The sequence below is a fragment of the Mycobacterium sp. E3198 genome (assembly GCF_001667015.1).
Taxonomy (GTDB): domain Bacteria; phylum Actinomycetota; class Actinomycetes; order Mycobacteriales; family Mycobacteriaceae; genus Mycobacterium.
Window position 1 is genome coordinate 1 of record NZ_LZIS01000043.1, and the last position, 19,225, is coordinate 19,225.

Sequence of the window (19,225 nt, forward strand, 5' to 3'; positions counted from 1 at the left end):
AGGTCGCGCAGGCCGCCGGAGACGAAGCTGACCACCTCGTTGCGCCGCACCTCGGGCGCGATGAAGTCGGGGTTCGCCTCGTAGTGGGCCAGCAGCTTGTCGGTGTACGCCGACAGCCGAAAGAAGTAGGTCTGTTCCTCGGTCCAGGTCACCGGTGTGCCGGTTTCGACGGCGATCCGCGTCCCGTTCACCACCTCGGTCTCCGATTCGACGAAGAACCTCTCGTCGCGCACCGAATACCAGCCCTCGTACGTGTCCAGGTAGATGTCGCCGGCGGCGGCCATCCGCCGCCAGATCTCCTTGGACGCCTCGTGGTGGTCGGCGTCGGTGGTGCGGATGAACCTGTCGAAGGAGACGTCGAGCCGCTCCTGCAGCCGCTGGAACACGTCGGAGTTGCGGCGGGCCAGTTCGGCGGTGGGCAGCCCTTCGGCGGCGGCGGCCTGCGCGACCTGTCGATCTCGAGGACGTCGTTCGACTGGGGCGTCAAGGTTCCCGAGCACCCCGATCACGTCATGTACGTCTGGGTCGACGCGCTGACCAACTATCTGACGGGGGCGGGATTCCCCGACACCGACTCGGAGTTGTTCCGCCGCTACTGGCCCGCCGACCTGCACATGATCGGCAAGGACATCATCCGGTTCCACGCCGTCTACTGGCCGGCATTTTTGATGTCGGCCGGAATCGAGCTGCCGCGGCGGGTTTTCGCGCACGGGTTCCTGCTCAACCGCGGCGAGAAGATGAGCAAGTCGGTGGGCAACATCGTTGCGCCCGCGGACCTCGTCGACACCTTCGGGGTCGATCAGGTGCGCTATTTCCTGTTGCGCGAGGTCCCGTTCGGCCAGGACGGCAGCTACAGCGAAGAGGCGATCATCACCCGGATCAACACCGACCTCGCCAACGAGCTGGGCAACCTGGCCCAACGGTCGCTGTCGATGGTGGCCAAGAACCTGGGCGGGGTGGTGCCCGACCCGGGCGAGCTCGACGCGGCCGACGCGGCGCTGCTGGCCATGGCCGACGGCTTGCTGGAGCGGGTGCGCGCCCACTTCGACGCGCAGGCAATGCATCTCGCGCTCGAGGCGGTCTGGCTGATGCTCGGCGAGGCGAACAAGTACTTCTCCGTCCAACAGCCGTGGGTGCTGCGCAAGAGCGAGTCCGAGGCCGACCAGGCGCGGTTTCGCGCCGTGCTGTACACGACCTGCGAGGCGGTCCGCATCGCCGCGCTGCTGGTCCAACCCGTCATGCCCGAGTCGGCCGGCAGGCTGCTCGACCTGCTCGGTCAGGCCGAAGACCGCCGCGCTTTCACCGCCATCGGCGCGCGGCTGACCCCGGGCACCGCGCTGCCGGCGCCGACCGGTGTGTTCCCGCGTTATCAGCCGCCGTCCGACACCGAAGTCAAGTGAGCCAAGAGCGGTTATTGAGTTGTAGGGCAGGCCCATTCGGTGAATATCGCGCCGCCCCGGATAAAAGCACCCGAACGACCTGTGGTCATAGGACATAATCGGGCTGTGGAGCGACGACGAAACCCGCAATCGAGCGAGCCGCTGACTACTTTGCAGCAGTTGCCTGCGCTGGTCGTCCTGGAACGGATTCCGGTCCCCGTGCTCGCGATCGGGAACGACGGCGGCATCCTGTTCACCAACACCGCGTTCGCCGAGATGCTGGGGTTCGAGCCCGAAGAGGTCCTCAAGCTGCGCTTTCACGAGATATTCCACGAGGCGCCCGAGTCGGAATCGTTGCTCTCGGTGGTCCATGCGCTCGCGAACATGGTTGTCAAATTGGCGCACAAGGACGGCTCAATGGTGCGGGCGCTGATGAGCAAGTCCGCGCTGCTGCGCGCGGACGATCAGTTCGTGCTGGCGGCTTTCCAGGACCTGACCGAGCAATTATGGGAAGACGAGCGCTGACGCCCGCAATAAACCATTAGGAATCACTCGGCCGCAAATAGATACTTGCAGTATGGCGTTGCCGCGCCGGCCGCCTCACCCGGGCGCCTGACCCCGTCGCTCAGTTGACCTCCGGGACCGCCGCAGCGCCGGCGACGGCCGGTGCGGCGGGGCGGGCATGGCGGAGGGCCTCCCGCGACAGAAATTCGCGGAAGTAAGGCAGCGACGCCTCGGTGACGATGCCGGCCAGCATCAGCTCCCAGATCTGACTCGGGGGGCCGGCGAGGCGATCGGCGACGCCGCCGGCTCCCTCGTGACCCTCGATGCCCTTGGCCGCGATCGCGTTGCACAGCAAACGCGTTCCGAAGATGGCGCCGACGAGCGACTCGCTGATCATCGCCGCGTCGAGCTCGGCACGCAGGTCGCCTTCGGCGGCGGCCCGGCGGGCCTGAGCCGCCATCAGCTCAACCAGGTTCGCGCAGAACCGCGTGGCGGCTTCGTTGAATCCGCTCAGGGCAGCCGTCAATTGCTCGGCGGCGCGGGCCGTCTTGTCGGTGGTGAGCACATTCGCGATGGTGAACGTGCCGTGGATCATGTTCTCGAGCGCCGGCGATGACGACCCACACACGTTGCGGAACGCGACAAGTATTGTCTCCGAACCCTCTTCGATGATGGCGGACGCCAACGACTCCTTCGAATCGAAGTGGTGATACAGGGCACCCTTGGTCATGCCCGTCCGCTCGATGATCGTGTTCCACCCCGCGGCGGCGTACCCCACCTCACCGAAAACGTCTATTGCGGCATCGAGGATTTTTCGCCGGGTGGCTTCCGATCGAACCTGGCGCGCCATCGCGTCTGCACCTCCGGAATTCGGTCGATTGGGCTTAGATTCCGGATCTCGACGTGTTCACGAATCTTCCGGCCGAAGGCCCAAGCCTAACAGCCGTCCCCACCGGTCCCGATCGCGCGATGCGCAGGCCGCGCACTAGTCCGAATCCGCTGCCGTCGAGCTGCTGGCGACCGCGAGCGTCGCGCGTCGCTTGAGGAACTGGCGGAAGTAGTCGGTCCGTTCCGGCTGCAAGATGCCGGTCAACAGCAGAAGCCAGGACTTTTCCAGGTCGTGCAGGAAACGCTCCGGCTCCTCGAGATTGCTGGTCTGCCGGAGGCCCATGTGCAGGGAGACCATCAGGCGCCCCACGTCCTGCGGATCACAATGCTGGTCGATGTCGCCCTCGGCGATGGCCTGCTCGACGACTCCGGCCAGCGCCTTGGCCCATTCCTCCAGCAGCCGCTTCTGCAGCCCCTCCGACCGGCCGACCGACTCGAGCAGGTTCAGACCCGCCCGGGTCCCGTCGGTCTTGATGTCCCCGACGGCGATCAGATAGGAGAAGTCGATGAGGGTTTCCAGGCCCGAAAGTCCGCGCGTCAGCAGCTCTTCCACCGCGGTGGCGCCGGCGACGGTCTGACGTTCGATGATCGCAACGGCCAATGCGTGCTTGGACCGGAAGTGGAAATACATCGCGCCCTTGGTCAGTTCCGCTTCGGCGAGAATGTCGTCGAGACCGACATCGTGATAGGCGCGCCTGGCGAACTGATGCGAGGCGGCCCGCAAAATCTGTCGCCGCGTCGCGTCCGCGCGTCCGTCGGTCGAGTGGGTCGTCATCGGAACCGGGAACTCGGCTGTCCAGAGCGGCTTGATCGCGTTCCTGAAGGAGCAACGCGAGTGATCATTCCGGGGCCTGCGTCATGGCCCGGATCGATCAGTGTCACGTTCACGAAGCCTTCCTCGAGCAGGGCCCGCACCTCGGTTCTAGAGCCAGCACTCACCGGCGGGTCTCGGGGGCAACACGGCCGTCTCTGAGGTTAGCAGTCGGTCGTCGCGTCGAGGCTTCAACGCTGCGGGTCGACATCACGAACTTGGAAATACTTGTAGTGAGCGTTCTGGCTGTACTACGGACTAAAAGTATGTAGAATCGTCATCTATGTGGTTTTCAGTTTGTTTGCCTGGTCAGCGGCCTTTTGCCGGGCCTCGGGTGCCCGGCTCGCTACGTCAACCACTGCGCCGGGCGGCCCGTATGCAGTGCGTGCCGCGTGTGTCGTTGGTCACTCCCCGGTGGCCGGCGCCGACCGCTGCCCTGTGCGGCCAGGAGTAGAAACGATGGATTTTGGTGCTCTGCCGCCGGAGATCAACTCCGCGAGGATGTACGCCGGCCCGGGCCCCGGCTCGCTGGCCGCGGCCTCGGCGGCGTGGGACGATCTCGCCGCCGAGCTGCACTCCGCCGCGGCGTCCTACCGATCGGTGATCTCGGGGCTGACCGTCGGGCGGTGGCTGGGTCCATCGTCGCTGGCCATGGCCTCCGCCTTCGGCCCTTACGCGGCCTGGACCGCCGGTGCGGCCGCACGGGCCCAGGAGGCGGCCAGTCACGCCAGGCTCGCCGTGGAGATCTATGAGGCCGCCTTCGCGATGACCGTGCCGCCCGTGGCGGTCACCGCGAACCGGGTCCAGCTCGCGGTGCTGACCGCGACCAACTTCTTCGGCCAGAACTCGCCGGCCATCGCGGCCAACGAGGCCGAGTACGGCGAGATGTGGGCGCAGGACGCCGCGGCGATGTATCAATACGCCGCGAACGCAGCGGAAGCCGCGGAGCTGACCCCGTTCGCGTCGGCTCCCGAGGTCACCGACGCCGCCGGCGCCGCGGGCCAGGCCACCGCGGTCTCGGAAGCGGCCGCGGGCTCGTCGACCCAACAACTCACCCTGGCCAGCCTGATGTCCGCGCTGTCCACGATGCTGCAGAGCCTGGCCAGCCCGGCCACGGCGAGCGCCGCGGAGACGACGCCATGGGGATCGCTGCTGGGTGGGCTTTCGTCCGGGACGGGTGGGCTCTCGCTGTCGAGTTTCATGAGCGAGTTCGAAAGCAACATGCCCGCCCTGCTGCCCGGCTATCTGATGGTGGCCGCGACCCCCCTGTATGGGCTGTCCAGCGTGCTCGGCATGGCCCAGACCCTGCAGGGCATGGCGACCACGGCGGCCGCGGGCGTGGCCGATGTCGCAGGTTCGGCCGCGGCCGAGGTCGCCGGCGCGGCCGATGCCGTCGGTGCGGGCCTGGTCGGCAGCATGGGCCAGGCGGCCTCCCTGGGATCGCTGTCGGTGCCGGCCAGCTGGACCAGCGTCATCCCGTCGGCGCACCTGACCAGCGCGGGCGCGGAGCTGGCGAACGCCGCCGCTCCCGGCGGGGCGGGCAACCTGCCGCCGAGCCTGCTGGGCGGCCTGCCGCGGGGCGCCGGGGGCCGGGGAGCGCCGGGTCCGCGCTACGGGCTGATCCCGACCGTGATGGCACAGCCGCCGTCCGGCGGCTATGGGGCGGCGATCATATGACCTCGTCGGTCAGCGCCGGACGCGGCCCCACACCTGAGATACCAAAGGTATCGTTTGTCGCCTCTGGGCGGATATCTGGTTTTCACCCCTCCGCGCGCCGTCCGCGCGCGGTCCGTCGTCCGAAGGGTTGGGTGTCATGAAAGTCGTACTTTTCTGCGGCGGTTACGGCATGCGGATGCGCACGGCCGAAGGCGACCTGGTCCCCAAGCCGCTGCAGATGGTCGGGCCCCGGCCGCTGCTGTGGCACGTGATGCGCTACTACGCCCACTACGGGCACAAGGAATTCATCCTGTGCCTCGGATACGGCCAGGCGATGGTCAAGGACTTCTTCCTCAACTACCGCGAGATGGAGTCCAACGACTTCGTCATGCGCGCCGGCGAGATCGAGTTGCTCGATTCCGACATGTCCGACTGGACCATCACGTTCGTCGACACCGGGCTGGAGTCGCCGATCGGTGAGCGGCTGCGCCGGGTGCGCAAATACGTCGAGGGCGACGAGTACTTCCTCGCGAACTACGCCGACGTGCTGACCGACGCGCCGCTCGACACCATGGTCGACCGGTTGCAGACCAGCGGCGCGGCGGCGTCCATGCTGATCGTGCCCCCCCAGTCGTCGTTCCACTGCGTCGATGTCAGCTCCGCCGGCGACATCAAGGAGATCGCCCCGATCGCCAAGTTCCCGATCTGGGTGAACGGCGGCTACTTCGTGCTGACCCAGGAGGTCTTCGACCTCATCCCCGAGAACGGCGACCTGGTCGGCGACGCCTGCATGGCGCTCGCCGGGACCGGTCGGCTGCTGGGGTACCAGCACGACGGCTTCTGGAAGCCGGCCGACACGTTCAAGGAGCGCGCCGAACTCGACGCCGACTACAACGCGGGGAACCGCCCGTGGATGGTCTGGGAGCAATCTGTGTCGAGACGTTCGGCATGATCGGCCTGCACACCGGCGCGATCAATTCGATCGCGGTGATCGGGGCGCACTGCGACGACATCGTCATCGGCGCGGGCGCGACCCTGTTGCAAGTCGCCCGCCACAACCCGGGTGTCGTCGTGCATGCGCTGGTGTTGACCGGCGCCGGAACCGAGCGCGAGATCGAGGAAAAGAACGCCTTCGCCGCCCTGTTCCCGTGGTCGGAGGTTCGGTTGACGGTGGCCGACCTGCCCGACGGCCGCCTGCCGGACCACTGGGGATCGGTCAAGGCGCACCTCGCCCGGTTCCGCAGCGAATGCGAGCCGGACCTGGTGATCGGCCCGCACCGCCACGATTACCACCAGGACCACCGATTGGTCGCCGAGCTGCTACCGACCGAGTTTCGCGCGCACCTGGTGCTGGGCTACGAGATCCTCAAATGGGAGTCCGACCTGCCGAATCCGACTCTCTACGTGGACATTCCGGCCGAGGTGGCCCGTCAGAAGGCGGAGCTGCTCGCGGAGTGGTACCCGTCCCAGGCCGGCCGCGACTGGTTCGACGACGAAGCGTTCCTGAGCCTGATGCGTTTCCGCGGCGTGCAATGCCGGGCTCGCTACGCCGAAGCCTTCGTGAGCGAGAAGGCGATCCTGCGTCCCTTCGGCGCCCAATCATAGGACGGGAGCGACACGACGATGCGGGTCCTGGTCACCGGCACGGAGGGCTACCTGGGTTGCCTTCTGGCACCGCTACTTCTCGAAGACGGCCACGACGTCGTCGGCCTGGACACCGGCTACTACCAGGCCGGTTGGTTGTGCCCCGGCCCGCTCGCCGACAGCCCGCACGGGGTCGCACCGCGCACCCTCATCAAGGACATCCGCGACGTCACCGTCGCGGACCTGCGCGGCGTCGATGCGGTCGTGCACATGGCCGAGCTGAGCAACGATCCGATCGGTGACCTGATCGGCGACGTGACTTTCGAGGTGAACCACCGCGGCAGCGTGCACTTGGCCGAGTGCGCCAAGCGCGCGGGCGTCAGCCGGTTCATCTACATGTCGTCGTGCAGCGTCTACGGCATCGCCGACGGCACCGTCGACGAAACCAGCCCCATCGGCCCGCTGACCCCGTACGCGAAATGCAAGGCCCTGGTCGAACGCGACCTCACCGCGATGGCCGACGACGACTTCTCGCCGGCATTCCTGCGCAACGCAACGGCATTCGGCGCCTCGCCGCGAATGCGCTTCGACATCGTGCTGAACAACCTGGCGGGCCTCGCGTGGACCGAGCACCGCATCGCGATGACCAGCGACGGCACGCCGTGGCGACCGCTGGTGCACGCGCTGGACATCGCCCAGGCGATCCGGTGCGCGCTGCGCGCCGACCGGCAGCGGGTGCACAAGCTGGTGGTCAACGTCGGCTGCGACGAAAACAACCGCACCGTGCGCGAAATCGCGGAGGCGGTCAGCGCCGAGTTCCCCGGATGCGAACTCACCTTCGGCCCGCCCAACGCCGACAACCGCAGCTACCGCGTCTCGTTCGGCAAGATCCACGACGTCTTCCCCGAGTTCCGCGCCGCGTGGGACGTCGCGGCCGGGGCGGCGCAACTGCATCGCGTGTTCCAGGCGATCGCCATGGAGCCCGAGACGTTCTACGGCCGCGGGCACACGCGCCTCAAGCAAATCGAATACCTGCTCAAGACGGGGCAGGTCGACGAGCGACTGTTCTGGAAGGAGACGCAGTGAAGTACACGCCCACGAGTGTCGCAGGGGTGACGATCATCGACATCGAACCCCATCGCGACCATCGCGGCTTCTTCTCTCGATCCTTCTGCGCCGACGAATTCCTCAACCACGGTCTGATTCCCGAAGTGGCACAGACGAACATCTGCTTCAACTACACCCGGGGCACGGTGCGCGGCCTGCACCGGCAGGCGCCGCCGCACGCGGAGGCCAAACTAGTGCGCTGCGTCCGCGGCGCCATCGCCGACGTCGCCGTCGACGTCCGTCCCGAGTCGCAGACCTACGGCGAGCACGTGATGGTGGAGCTCAGCGCGGACAACCGCCGGGCGCTGTTCCTGCCGCCCTACGTGGCGCACGGGTTTCAGACGCTGACCGACGACACCGAGATCCTGTACCAGATCAGCGGCCCGTACGTGCCGGACAGCGAAGAGGGATTTCGTTGGGACGAAGCAGAATTCGGCATCAAGTGGCCGCTGCCGGTGACCGTCATGTCGGAGAAGGACGCGAGCTGGCCCTCGTTGGAGGAGTCGCTGGAGAGCGAGGCGTCATGACGTCGGCCCTGTCCAAGGCCCTGTCCACGGCCCCGGTGCGCATGGTCGTCAGCGGGAGCGTCGTCGAGCGGTGCGACACCGACGAGGTGTTGTCGATCATCGCGGACCGCCTGGACTCCGCGGCGCCCGGCCTGGCGGTGGGCTCGGTGAACCTCGACCACCTCCACCACTTCCGCACCCTCGGCGCGGCGCCGGCGGGCCGGCTGGAGTGGTTGTTGCTCGCCGACGGCATGCCGATCGCGTGGCGGGGGCAACTGCTGACCGCGCAGCCGTGGCCGCGCGTCACGGGAGCCGACCTGCTGCCCGCGGTCCTGACGCTGGCCGAGTCGACGGGCCAACGGGTCGGCTTCTTCGGCGGCGGCGCCGAGACGCACCTGCTGCTGGCGCAGCGCCTGCGCGCCCGGTACCCCCGGCTCGCGGTCTCGGGGATGTGGGCGCCGGGCCCGGCGGACATCGAATCGGGTTCCGACGCTTTCGTTTCCGCCATCCGTCAGGCGCGCACCGACATCCTGGTGGTCAGCCTGGGCAAACCGCGTCAGGAGCAGTGGGTCGACCGGCACGGGTTCGCCACCGGGGCGCGGGTCTTCCTGCCGTCGGGCGGCGCGATCGACTTTTTGGCCGGCAAGACCCGCCGCGCCCCGGACTGGATGCAACGGGTCGGTCTCGAATGGTTCTACCGGCTGACCCGCGAACCCCGCCGGCTCGCCCGCCGGTACCTGCTGCAGGGTCCGCTCGCGTTGCTGCGCGCGTCGCGGGCCCAGCTGATCTGCTATCCCGGCTCCTACTACGCCGGGACGCCCATCCAGCACGTTGCCCGGACCCTGTCCGGCGCAGCCGAAGCGGCGACCGCCTAAGCGACAGAGCCGCCAGCATGACGACAACGCTTCACCCCGACAGCGGCGTATCGCCGCTTCGCGCGCCGGCCGTGCCGGGGCCGCGCGCCAAGGGCGTTTCGCGCTGGCAGCAGAGGTACTCGGCCCGGCTGCGCGTCACCGACTCGGCGATCGTGTGCGCCGCGGTCGCGCTCGCCCAGTTCGTCCGGTTCGGGGACGCACCGAACACGTCGGGATACCCGGGCCCGGTGATGACGCTGTTTTCGGCTCTCTTTGCCGCCCTGTGGCTTTCGTCCATGTCGATGTTTCAGACCCGATCGACGCGCATCATCGGCGCCGGCATCGACGAGTACCGGCGCATCGCCAGCGCGTCGTTTTGGACGTTCGGGTTCATCGCGATGGTCACGCTGCTCGCCAAGATCGAACTGGCCCGCGGCTATCTGGCGGTCGCGCTTCCCGTCGGCACCATCGGACTGCTGACAAGCCGCAACCTGTGGCGCAAGCACGTCTGGCGGAAACGGGCGCAGGGCGACTACCAGTCGATGGTGTTGGCGATCGGGGACCGGCTGGGCGTTTCGCATCTGGCCCGCGAGCTGATCCGCAACCCGAACGACGGCTACGCGGTGGTCGGCGTGTGCATTCCGGGCTACGGTCCGCCGCGCGGCGAAACGCTCACGGTCCAAGGCCAGCAGATCGCGATCCTGGGCGACGAAACCACGGCCGTGAGTGCGATCGCGGGCTGCGGCGCGGACACCGTGGCGGTGACCCGCACCGAGCATTTCGGCGTGCACGGGATCCGGGACCTGATGTGGCTGCTGGAGACGATGGACGTCGACCTCGTGGTGGCGCCCGGGGTGGTCGACGTCGCCGGGGCACGGTTGACCCTCAAGCCGATCGCGGGATTTCCGCTGCTGCACGTCGACAAGCCGCAATACGAAGGCACCCAACGGTTCCAGAAGCGCGCCTTCGACTTCTGCTTTTCGCTGGCCGCGCTGATCGGGACGTCGCCGCTGCTGATCGCCGCGGCCGTCTGGATCAAGGCGACCAGCAGGGGGCCGGTGTTCTACCGCGCGGAGCGCATCGGCCTGGACGGTAAGCCCTTCACGATGCTCAAGTTCCGGACGATGGTCGACGGCGCCGACACCCAGATCGAACGCCTGCTGCCGCTCAACGAGGGCGCGGGCGGCATGCTCTTCAAGATCCGCCAGGACCCCCGGGTGACACCGGTCGGCAAGATCCTGCGCCGGTTCAGCATCGACGAGCTGCCGCAGTTCATCAACGTGCTCAAGCAGGACATGAGCGTCGTCGGCCCGCGGCCGCCGCTGCGCCGCGAGGTCGAGAACTACGACGGCGAGGTCAAGCGCCGGCTGCTGGTGAAGCCGGGGGTCACCGGGCTGTGGCAGGTCAGCGGCCGTTCGGACCTCTCCTGGGAGGACTCGGTGCGGCTGGACCTGTCCTATGTCGACAACTGGTCGATGACAGGCGACCTGTTGATCATCGCTCGGACGCTCAAGGCCGTCATGTCGAGCGACGGGGCCTACTGATGGTGCGCCAGAACACGATTGAGCCCGCCGCGGCGCCGGCCGGCGACTCGGTACCGCGGTCGCGGATCGCGCACGCGTTCTGGATTCAACTCATCTGCCGGGCGCTCGGAATGCTGGCCTCGGTGGTCTCGGTCGCGATGACCGCCCGCTACCTCGGCCCGGGGCGCTACGGCCAGCTCACCATCGCGGTCGCCTTCGTCGGGATGTGGGCCAGCCTCGCCGACCTCGGCATCGGCACCGTGATCGTGCGCCGGGTCAGCTCGGGCACCGGCGATCTGGAGCGGCTGGTCCGCGTCAACAGCGGCCTGTCGCTGGTGTACTGCCTGCCGCTCGCGGCGGCGGCGGCCGGCACCGGTCTGCTGCTCTACCGCGACGCCGACGTGCGGGTGATGCTGGTGGTGTTGTCGGGCCAGCTGCTGATGCTGACGATGACGACGCGGTTCGAGCCGGTGTTCTTGTCCACCGTCCGCTTCTCGGCCGTGGCGATGTCCGACGTCGCGGGCCGGCTGGGCACGCTGGGCATGGTCAGCTACCTGGTGGCGATCCGCGCCGACGTCGTCTGGTTCGCGGTCGCACAGCTCATCCCGCCGGCGCTGCAGCTGCTGATCCAGGGCAGCGCGGCGGCGCGACACATCTCATTGCGGCCGATCTTCGCGCCGCGTGAGGTCGCGGACCTCTTGCGGGAGAGCATCTTTCCGATCGGCGTGGCCGTGGTAGGCGTCCTGTACTGGCGCACCGACGGCGTCATCCTGTCGAAGGTCAGCACGCATTCCGAGGTCGGGGTCTACGGGCTGGCCTACACCGTCGCGTTCAACACACTGGTGGTCTCGATGTTCTTCCTCAAGGCGACGCTGTCGACGGCCACCGAACTGTTCTCGCGCAACGTCGAGGCATTCGCCGGGTTCCTGCGGCGTTGCGTCGAGCTGATGTATTTCGTGGGTGTCCCGGTCGCCGTGGTCGGCGCGCTGCTGGCGCGCCCCCTGATCGAGTTGTTCGGCGACAGCGAGTTCGTGGACCGCGGCGCACCCACGCTCGCGACGCTGTTCGTCGCCGTGGCACTGCGTTTCGTCACCGGGACCCTCGGCCAGGGCCTGTTCGCCTGCCACCAGCAGAAGTTTCTGTTCCGGCTCTCGATTGCCACCCTGGCGTTCAACATCGCGCTGAACCTGTTGCTGGACAACCCCTTCGGCGCGGTGGGCGCGGGGCTGGCGTTGGTGGGCACCGAGTTGTTCGGGATGGTGATCGCCAGCTGGTGGCTGCGCCGCGCGTGCGACTACCGCACGCCCGTGGCGTTTTTGCTCCGGCTGCTGGTGCCCACCGGGGCCTGTGTCGCGGTGGCGCTGCTCCTGGCGGGCCGGCACGTGGTGTTGGTCGTGACCGCCGCCGCCGCCGTGTACCTGGTCGCCAGCGTGACGGCCGGGCCGTTCACCTGGTCGTCGTTGCGCACCCAATTGACCGCACTGCGCCGACGGGAAGTGGTGGCATGACACGCGAATTGGACCGGGCATACCTGAAACGCCCGGTCGGCACGCTCAGCAGGTCCGGTCGGCCGATGGTGGTGATGATCGTGACCTATAAGAGCCACGACCTGGTGGAGCAGTGCCTGGCCAGCGTCGCCGAGCACCTGCCCGAAATGCCGGTGTACGTCTATGAAAACAGCGGCGACGAGTACGCCGGCCGCGACGAGCTGGCCGCCCGGCACCCGGAGGTGCACTGGGTGCTGGGCCCGGTCAACCTCGGCTTCGCCGCGGCGTTCAACGCCCTGGTCGAGCACACGCCCGCCGACGCGGACCTGCTGCTGCTCAACGCCGACGCCCGGTTGCAGGGGCCGCTCGCGCGCACGCGGGAATTGCTGCTGGGGACGAAGGTCGCCGCGGTATCGCCCATGGTGCACGACGACGGGGCGCCCGGGCCGGCACGGTGGGACATCGCGACGCGGCGCCGCACCCTGAGCCGGGCGCTGGTCGCGGCCGCCGGCTACTCGGATCGCTTGCGCGGCACGCCGATTTCCCACCTGTACGCCCGTCAGCCCGACGAATCGGAGAGCATCGACGGCTACGTGGGCGGCGCCTGCCTGGCGATCAACCGCGCGGCCTGGAACGAGATCGGCGGCTTCGACGAGGAGTTCTTCCTCTACGGGGAAGAAACCGATTGGCAGGCCCGGGCCACCGCGGCGGGCTGGCGCATCCTGCTGGCCAACGAAACCGACATCGACCATGGCAACCCGGCGGCCGCCGGCCGATCGCAGCAGCCCGACGCCGCGCACGGCGCGGAGGTCTCGACCCCCGAACGCCGCCGCAATCGGGACATGCTGCGCGCCAACATCGCGCTGCTGCTCGAACACCAGGAAGGCGTGCACCACGCGGACGCGTATCTGGCCGGCACCACGGTGCTGGAGCGGATGCAGCGGTCGAAGCGCGACGCGCGTCGGCGGGCCTTGACGGCCACGCGCCGAACCGCAAAGCCGGCGATCGTGATCACCACCAACCGCCTGGTCTACGGCGGGGCCGAACGCCAAAAGGCGCTATTGGCAACCGAATTGGACCGGCGCGGCTACCCCGTGACCATTGTCTGCATGCAACGGTTCGGACCGCTGATCAGGGAGATTCCGCACAGCGTCCGCGTGGTGCGTCAGCCGTGGTGGGCGCCGGCCGTCGACCTTCCCGCCGGGCCGGCGGTGCTGATCAGCGGCGACACCAACACCGAGACGGGGTTCGCGACCCTGTGGCGGGCCGCGGGCGCCGGCCGCCGCTGGCTGGTCGCACCGCATGTCCCGCCGGAACCCGACCGGCCGATCTACTCGCGGCCGCTGGCCGCCGCGATGCGCCGCTGCGACGCGTTCGTCGTCCTGGCCCGGCGCCATTGGGACATGCTGACCGAGCATCACAAACTCGGCGGGCGCCGGTTCATCGCGCCCAACGGCGTCGCCCCCGCGGCCGTGCCGGCACCGCGGACCCGAGCCGCCGGCGAGCCGGTGAATTTGGTGATGCTCTCGCGCATCGTCGAACACAAGAACCCGCACGTGTTGATCGAGGCGCTCGGTGGCCTCACCGATATGCCTTGGCAGCTTTCCATTTTTGGCGACGGCCCCGACCGCGCGAGGCTGCAGGCCCGCACGCCCGCCGCGCTGCGCGACCGGGTGCACTGGCGCGGCTGGTCGGCCGGGCCGGGGCCGGCGCTGGCCGAGGCCGACCTGCTCTGCGTGCCCAGCCGCTCCGAGGCCTTCCCGCTGGCGATTCTCGAGGCCATGGCCCGGGCGGTACCCGTTGCGGCGTCGGCGATCTGCGCGGTCCCGGAGATGCTGGACTTCGGCAACGCGGGCTATGTCGTCGAGCCCGCGTCCGTGCCGGCGTGGCACGAGCGCCTCGCGGAGATCCTGGCCGACCCGGCGGCGCTGCCGTCGGTGGGGCGGCGCGGCCACGAGCGCATGCGCCGGCGCTACACGGTCGAGGCGATGACCGATGACTACCTGCACGCGATCGAGGCCGTGCTGTGAGCGGTGTGCGAGCGGCGTGGAAATCGCCCCTGCGCGGACGGCGGCGCGGGCGGACGGCCGACCCCGAACCAACGCCGTTGTACGAGACGGTGATCCTGGGCGGCGGCCCGGCCGGGACCGGGCCGCTGGTGTGGGCGGCGCGGCACGGCCGCCTGGACGCCTGGCTGGACAGCGGCGTCGCGCTGGTCGAGCAGGCGGAGGAGCTGGGCGGATCGCTCGGCCAATACCCGCTGAACGCCGACTCGCGCGGCACCTCCTTCCTGGAATGCCTGGACGGCCCGCACTGCGCGCCTTTTCTCGCCGACCTGAGGGCCGATCCCGTTGCGGCAGAACTGGAAAACCTCCGCGCCGGGCACCCCACGCTGGAATTGGTCGGCCGTTTCGAGCGGCGGCTGGGGGCAGCCATCCTGGCCGAGTTCGGCCGGCACCCCGCCAGCCGAGCCCTCACCGGGACCCGCGCCCAGGCGATACGGCTGCAGGACGACGGCACGGTCGCGGTGGTCACCGCCGCGACGGACGGGCGGCGCGTGGTGGTTCGCGCCGCCAGTGCCGTGGTGGCGCTCGGCGGGCGCCCGAACGCGTCGTGGTCGGAGATCGAGGTGGCGCCCGGCGTTCACCTGGGGCACTGGCGGGACAAGATCGTTTCCAGCCACCGGCTGCTGAGCCATGGCGGCGCCCAGGAGGTGGCTCGCCGGCTGGCCCGCGCGCCCGGCAGCCCGCGCGTCGTCATACTGGGTGGCGCGCACAGCGCGTTTGCGGCGGCATGGCTTCTGCTGGAACGCGTTTCGGCCCACGGCTTCGGCCCGCACGGCGTGCAGATCCTGCATCGCAGCGAACCGCGGCCCACGTACCCGTCGCGCGCCGCCGCCCACGTCGACTATTACGAGTTCTCCGAATCCGACGTGTGCGCGGCCACCGGCCGGGTTCATCGGATGGGCGGGCTGCAGGGTGACGGCCGGGAGGTGTGGCGGCGCCTGCACCGCAAGCCCGGCACGGAGCGGGACGACCGCGTCGTGGCCTTACCGATCGGCGGCCTGCCGCGCGCGGAGGTGCTGCGACTCCTCACCGACTGCGACCTCATCGTCCCCGCGCTGGGCTATCGCCTTGCCACGCTTCCCATCCACGACGCGCGCGGCGCCCGGGTGCCGCTGGCGCACTGCGGCCCGGCGGTCGCGCCGGACGCGCGGCTGCTCGCCGAAGACGGGACACCCGTCCCTGGCGTGTTCGGCGCCGGGCTCGGCAGCGGATTCCGGCCGTGGGGCGCGATGGCCGGAGAAGAGTCCTTCGCCGGCCAGCAGAACAGCCTGTGGCTGTACCAACATGGGCTCGGCAAATTGATTTACGACGGTACGCGGCGGCGGGCGCGGCATCTCGCGGCCGCCTCGGTGGTCTCGGCCGCGGACAGCACGCTCAGGGAGGATCGGGAGTCAGATGCTTTGTCGGTTGTGTGATTCGGACCGCCTGGTCAGCGTCCTGGATCTCGGCGCCACTCCCCCGTGTGAGAAGTTCCTGGCGGCTGAGGAGATCGATCTGCCGGAGCCGACCTTCCCGCTGCACCTGCGGCTGTGCGCGGACTGCCTGCTGCTGCAGATACCGGCGCTGATCACGCCCGAGGACACGTTCACCGAATACGCTTACTTCGCTTCGTATTCGGACAGCTGGGTGCAGCACGCCAAGGATTTCGTCGACGGCGCCATCGGGCGGCTCGGGCTCGGACCCGACTCGCGTGTGGTCGAGGTCGCCAGCAACGACGGCTATCTGCTGCAGCACGTCGTCGCGGCGGGCGTGCCGTGCCTGGGCATCGAGCCCTCGGCGAACGTCGGCGCCGCCGCCCGCGAGCGTCAGGTCCCCACGGTGACGGCGTTCCTGGACGAGGAGATCGCGGCGAAGGTCCGCAACGAACACGGTCCGGCCGACCTGGTGGTGGCGAACAACGTCTACGCGCACATCCCCGATCTGCGCGGCTTCACCCGGTCCCTGCGTACGCTGATGGACGACGACGGCTGGCTGAGCATCGAGGTGCACCACGCGCTGAACCTGGTGCGGCTCGGGCAGTTCGACACCATTTACCACGAGCACTTCCAGTACTACACGCTGTTTTCGGCGATCTGCGCGCTGGCCACCGCCGGGCTGGCCGTGGTCGACGTCGAACTCCTGGGAACCCACGGCGGGTCCATCCGCGTCTGGGCCCGGTCGGCGGAAATCGCCGGAAAGCCGACGGAACGGGTCGAGAAGGTGATGCGCCTCGAGGAGGCGGCCGGGCTGCACCACGTCGACGGCTATCTGCAACTGCGTCCGCGGACCGAGGCCATCCGCCACGAGCTGCTGCGGTTTCTGCTGCAGTGCCGCGCCGACGGCAAGCGGGTGGTCGGCTACGGCGCGCCGGGCAAGGGCAACACCCTGCTCAACTACTGCGGGATCCGGACCGACCTGCTCGAGTACACCGTCGATCGCAACCCGTACAAGCATGGCCGGTTCACGCCGGGAACCCGGATCCCGATCTACTCGCCGGAGCGCATCGCCGTCGACCGCCCGGACGTGGTGCTGGCGTTGCCGTGGAACCTCGAAACGGAGCTGACCGAGCAGCTCGGCTACATCGCGGATTGGGGCGGCCAGTTGGTCTTCCCGCTTCCGACCCTGCACACCGCAGAAATCGGTAGTGTGCGGCGATGAGCACCTGCCGGGCGTGTGGCGGCACGGACCTTCGCCGGGTTTTGGACCTGGGGACGGTGCCGGCCGGCGACGAGTTTCCGCCGGTCGCCGAACCCGTGCGCCCGGAGGAGTCGTCCCATCCGCTCGCCATGGACCTGTGCACCGGCTGCGGGCTGGCGCAGCTCGCCCACGACGACACCGTGGCCGCCGAACCGCGGGGCATCGAGCCGCAGGCCCTGCGTGAGCAGGCGGCCGAGGCGGTCCGGCGCGTGGCCGACGCGGGCTGGCTGCGCGGCGCGACCGTGCACGAATTCGGCAGCCCGCACGGCGGGACGTGGTTGCCGCTGCTGGCCGACCGCGGTTTCACGTCGGCGCGGCGCGCCGACGTCGTGCTCGACTCGTTCGGCATCATGCACGAGCCGAACCAGCGGCTGGCCTTCGAGGTCCGGGCGCAGGCCACCGCGCCGGATGGCGTGCTGCTGCTGCAATTTCACTCGCTGCTGACGATCGTCGGCCACGGGCAATGGAACGCGTTGCGCCACGGCCACTTTGCCTATTACTCGCTGACCGCGCTGGCCGGGCTGCTGGCCGCCGCGGGCATGAGCGTGGCCTCGGCGTGGGAGTTCGACCTCTACGGCGGCACCGTGCTGATCGCCGCCGTGCACGGCAGCGCCGAACCCGACGAACACGCCGAGGAGATCATGCGGCGGGAGCGGGCCTTCGGCATCACCGACCCGGCCGTCGTGGGCCGCCTGCAGTGCGCCGCCGAGCAGCACGCCGCCCAGCTGCGCGACTGGCTGCTGGCGCAGGCAACCGACCGCCGCACGGTGTACGGGTACGGCGCCGGGTCGCGCGTGGTGTCGTTGTTCAGCCTCGCCGGCATCGACCGGCGCCTGCTGCAGGCCGTGGCCGACGCGTCGCCGGCCAAGCAGGGACGCAGGATCCCGGGGACCGACGTCGCGATCATCTCGCCCGAGCAGCTCGTCGCGGCCGATCCCGACCGCGTCATGCTGACGCTGCCCGATCTCTACGACGAGGTCCGCCAGGCGTATCCCCAGCTCGACGGGCGGTGGTCCATCGACCCCGGCGCCGGCGGGAAGCGGCCGGCGCTATGAGTTCGATTCGGGTGCTGTGGCTTTCGCCGTGGATGCGGCCGCTGGCGCGCGTGCAGGCGGAGGCGCTGCGGCGGCGGGGAGCCGACGTGTTGCTGGTGACGTCCGATCAGCACCCGGAGTCCGACGCCGCGCGCGACTACGAGCTGGTGCTCGATCCGCGGTTTCGCACCGCCGCGACGTGGCCGGCCAGCGTCGCCGCCTGGCGTCGCGTCCGAAATTACGGGCCGGACGTGGTGATCGCCGAGCTGGTCCGCGATCCGCGCTGGATCGCGCTGGCTTCGGGGGCGCCGCGCGTGCAGCTGGTGCACGACGACAGCCCGCATGACGCCGGCGAACAGCGGCCGGGCTACGAGCGTGCGGTCTTCGATCGGTGGGGCGCCCATTCGGCGGCGACCGTCACCTACAGCGACTACGTCGCGGACGCGATCATCAGCCGTCGGGACGTGGCCGGCACCCCGGTGCACGTGCTGCCCCTGACCAGCGACCTCGACGTGGCGCTCGTCCCCCCGCCGGTGCACGCCGAGGGACGCCGCGACTTCGTGATGGTTGGCCGGCTCAACCCGTACAAGAACATCGACGTCGTGCTGCGCGCCTGGCAAACCCACGTCGGCGGCCAGGCGTGGCGCGGGGACAACCTGCTGCTGATCGGCGACGGGCCGATCAGCCTGAGAAATGCCGCCCTGCCGCCACATGCGCGGTGGCTCTCCGGACCGTATCGATATGCTGACGTCGTCGAAACGCTCTCCGCGGCAAAGGGTTCGGTGGTGCACTACCGGCGCGCCTCGCAGAGCGGCGTGCAGGTGCTGTCGATGCAGCTGGGCGTGATGCCGATCGTTTCGGACGTCGGCGGATTGCCCGAGTACCAGCCGCCGGGCGGCCCGGTGATCGGCGTCGACGACGTCGCCGGGCTGGCCGCGGCGTTCGACAAGCTGGCGGACCCGGCCGTCGCGGCGCGCCACGGCGCCGAGGCGGCGGGCGCGCGGCCCGCACCTCGGCGAGGATGTTGAGCAGGCGGTCCGCGGCCGCGTCGCCGCAGCAGCGCCGCGCGTAGTGGCCCGCCGCTCGGCGCGCGGGAGCTCGCACGCGCCGGCCGGCGCCGGGAAGGGTTTTAGTTCATGGATTTCCGCCG

General features: G+C 69.4%; 17 protein-coding genes and 1 pseudogene. 15 read left to right on the plus strand and 3 right to left on the minus strand.

Annotated features, from left to right (window positions below):
- A partial coding sequence (locus A5673_RS28125) for a class I tRNA ligase family protein (protein WP_369806461.1) occupies positions 1-509 on the minus strand: 509 nt, incomplete at its 3' end.
- On the opposite strand from A5673_RS28125, the pseudogene A5673_RS05065 reads away from it, so the two are divergent.
- A pseudogene (locus A5673_RS05065) lies at positions 426-1,400 on the plus strand (methionine--tRNA ligase); the annotation flags it as partial. The gene A5673_RS28125 and the pseudogene A5673_RS05065 overlap by 84 nt on opposite strands.
- A gap of 141 nt (positions 1,401-1,541) precedes the next feature.
- On the plus strand, positions 1,542-1,904 hold the full coding sequence (locus tag A5673_RS05070; RefSeq protein ID WP_082958545.1) for a PAS domain S-box protein: 363 nt from the start codon (positions 1,542-1,544) through the stop codon (positions 1,902-1,904).
- A 100-nt stretch (positions 1,905-2,004) separates the two neighbouring features.
- Here the strand turns inward: A5673_RS05070 and A5673_RS05075 are convergent, their stop codons facing one another.
- Positions 2,005-2,733 (minus strand): TetR/AcrR family transcriptional regulator, encoded by a 729-nt coding sequence (locus tag A5673_RS05075; protein ID WP_068227876.1) that lies wholly within the window; start codon positions 2,731-2,733, stop codon positions 2,005-2,007.
- A 135-nt stretch (positions 2,734-2,868) separates the two neighbouring features.
- On the minus strand, positions 2,869-3,546 hold the full coding sequence (locus A5673_RS05080; protein WP_068227892.1) for a TetR/AcrR family transcriptional regulator: 678 nt from the start codon (positions 3,544-3,546) through the stop codon (positions 2,869-2,871).
- 495 nt (positions 3,547-4,041) lie between these two features.
- Between A5673_RS05080 and A5673_RS05085 the strand changes: the two genes are divergently transcribed.
- The 13 genes from A5673_RS05085 (at position 4,042) to A5673_RS05145 (ending at position 19,103) form a co-directional block, all read left to right on the plus strand.
- On the plus strand, positions 4,042-5,259 hold the full coding sequence (locus tag A5673_RS05085; protein WP_068227903.1) for a PPE family protein: 1,218 nt from the start codon (positions 4,042-4,044) through the stop codon (positions 5,257-5,259).
- 136 nt (positions 5,260-5,395) lie between these two features.
- The gene (locus A5673_RS05090) at positions 5,396-6,190 is read left to right on the plus strand and encodes a glucose-1-phosphate cytidylyltransferase (protein WP_068227907.1); all 795 of its coding nucleotides are present in this window, start codon (positions 5,396-5,398) and stop codon (positions 6,188-6,190) included.
- Positions 6,187-6,843: a PIG-L deacetylase family protein gene (locus A5673_RS05095; protein ID WP_068227911.1), complete on the plus strand. Its 657-nt coding sequence runs from the start codon at positions 6,187-6,189 to the stop codon at positions 6,841-6,843. The genes A5673_RS05090 and A5673_RS05095 overlap by 4 nt, the downstream gene beginning before the upstream one ends.
- Positions 6,844-6,861: 18 nt before the next feature.
- Positions 6,862-7,908, plus strand: coding sequence for an NAD(P)-dependent oxidoreductase (locus tag A5673_RS05100; RefSeq protein ID WP_068227920.1), 1,047 nt, complete (start codon positions 6,862-6,864; stop codon positions 7,906-7,908).
- Positions 7,905-8,456: a dTDP-4-dehydrorhamnose 3,5-epimerase gene (rfbC, locus tag A5673_RS05105; RefSeq protein ID WP_068227929.1), complete on the plus strand. Its 552-nt coding sequence runs from the start codon at positions 7,905-7,907 to the stop codon at positions 8,454-8,456. Before A5673_RS05100 ends, rfbC begins: the two co-directional genes overlap by 4 nt.
- Positions 8,453-9,310 (plus strand): WecB/TagA/CpsF family glycosyltransferase, encoded by an 858-nt coding sequence (locus tag A5673_RS05110; protein ID WP_231970892.1) that lies wholly within the window; start codon positions 8,453-8,455, stop codon positions 9,308-9,310. The genes rfbC and A5673_RS05110 overlap by 4 nt, the downstream gene beginning before the upstream one ends.
- Before the next feature lie 17 nt (positions 9,311-9,327).
- Positions 9,328-10,833, plus strand: a complete 1,506-nt coding sequence (locus A5673_RS05115) for a sugar transferase (RefSeq protein ID WP_082958544.1) — start codon at positions 9,328-9,330, stop codon at positions 10,831-10,833.
- Positions 10,833-12,320 (plus strand): oligosaccharide flippase family protein, encoded by a 1,488-nt coding sequence (locus A5673_RS05120; RefSeq protein ID WP_068227947.1) that lies wholly within the window; start codon positions 10,833-10,835, stop codon positions 12,318-12,320. The genes A5673_RS05115 and A5673_RS05120 overlap by 1 nt, the downstream gene beginning before the upstream one ends.
- Positions 12,317-14,329, plus strand: a complete 2,013-nt coding sequence (locus A5673_RS05125) for a glycosyltransferase (protein ID WP_068227951.1) — start codon at positions 12,317-12,319, stop codon at positions 14,327-14,329. The genes A5673_RS05120 and A5673_RS05125 overlap by 4 nt, the downstream gene beginning before the upstream one ends.
- A complete protein-coding gene (locus tag A5673_RS05130) occupies positions 14,326-15,780 on the plus strand; it encodes a hypothetical protein (RefSeq protein ID WP_068227956.1) in 1,455 nt (484 codons plus the stop codon). The genes A5673_RS05125 and A5673_RS05130 overlap by 4 nt, the downstream gene beginning before the upstream one ends.
- Positions 15,761-17,002 (plus strand): class I SAM-dependent methyltransferase, encoded by a 1,242-nt coding sequence (locus A5673_RS05135; protein ID WP_068227962.1) that lies wholly within the window; start codon positions 15,761-15,763, stop codon positions 17,000-17,002. The genes A5673_RS05130 and A5673_RS05135 overlap by 20 nt, the downstream gene beginning before the upstream one ends.
- Positions 16,999-18,096, plus strand: a complete 1,098-nt coding sequence (locus tag A5673_RS05140; RefSeq protein ID WP_068227964.1) for a methyltransferase domain-containing protein — start codon at positions 16,999-17,001, stop codon at positions 18,094-18,096. Before A5673_RS05135 ends, A5673_RS05140 begins: the two co-directional genes overlap by 4 nt.
- Positions 18,093-19,103, plus strand: coding sequence for a glycosyltransferase family 4 protein (locus tag A5673_RS05145; RefSeq protein ID WP_068227966.1), 1,011 nt, complete (start codon positions 18,093-18,095; stop codon positions 19,101-19,103). Before A5673_RS05140 ends, A5673_RS05145 begins: the two co-directional genes overlap by 4 nt.
- The last annotated feature ends 122 nt before the right edge of the window (positions 19,104-19,225 follow it).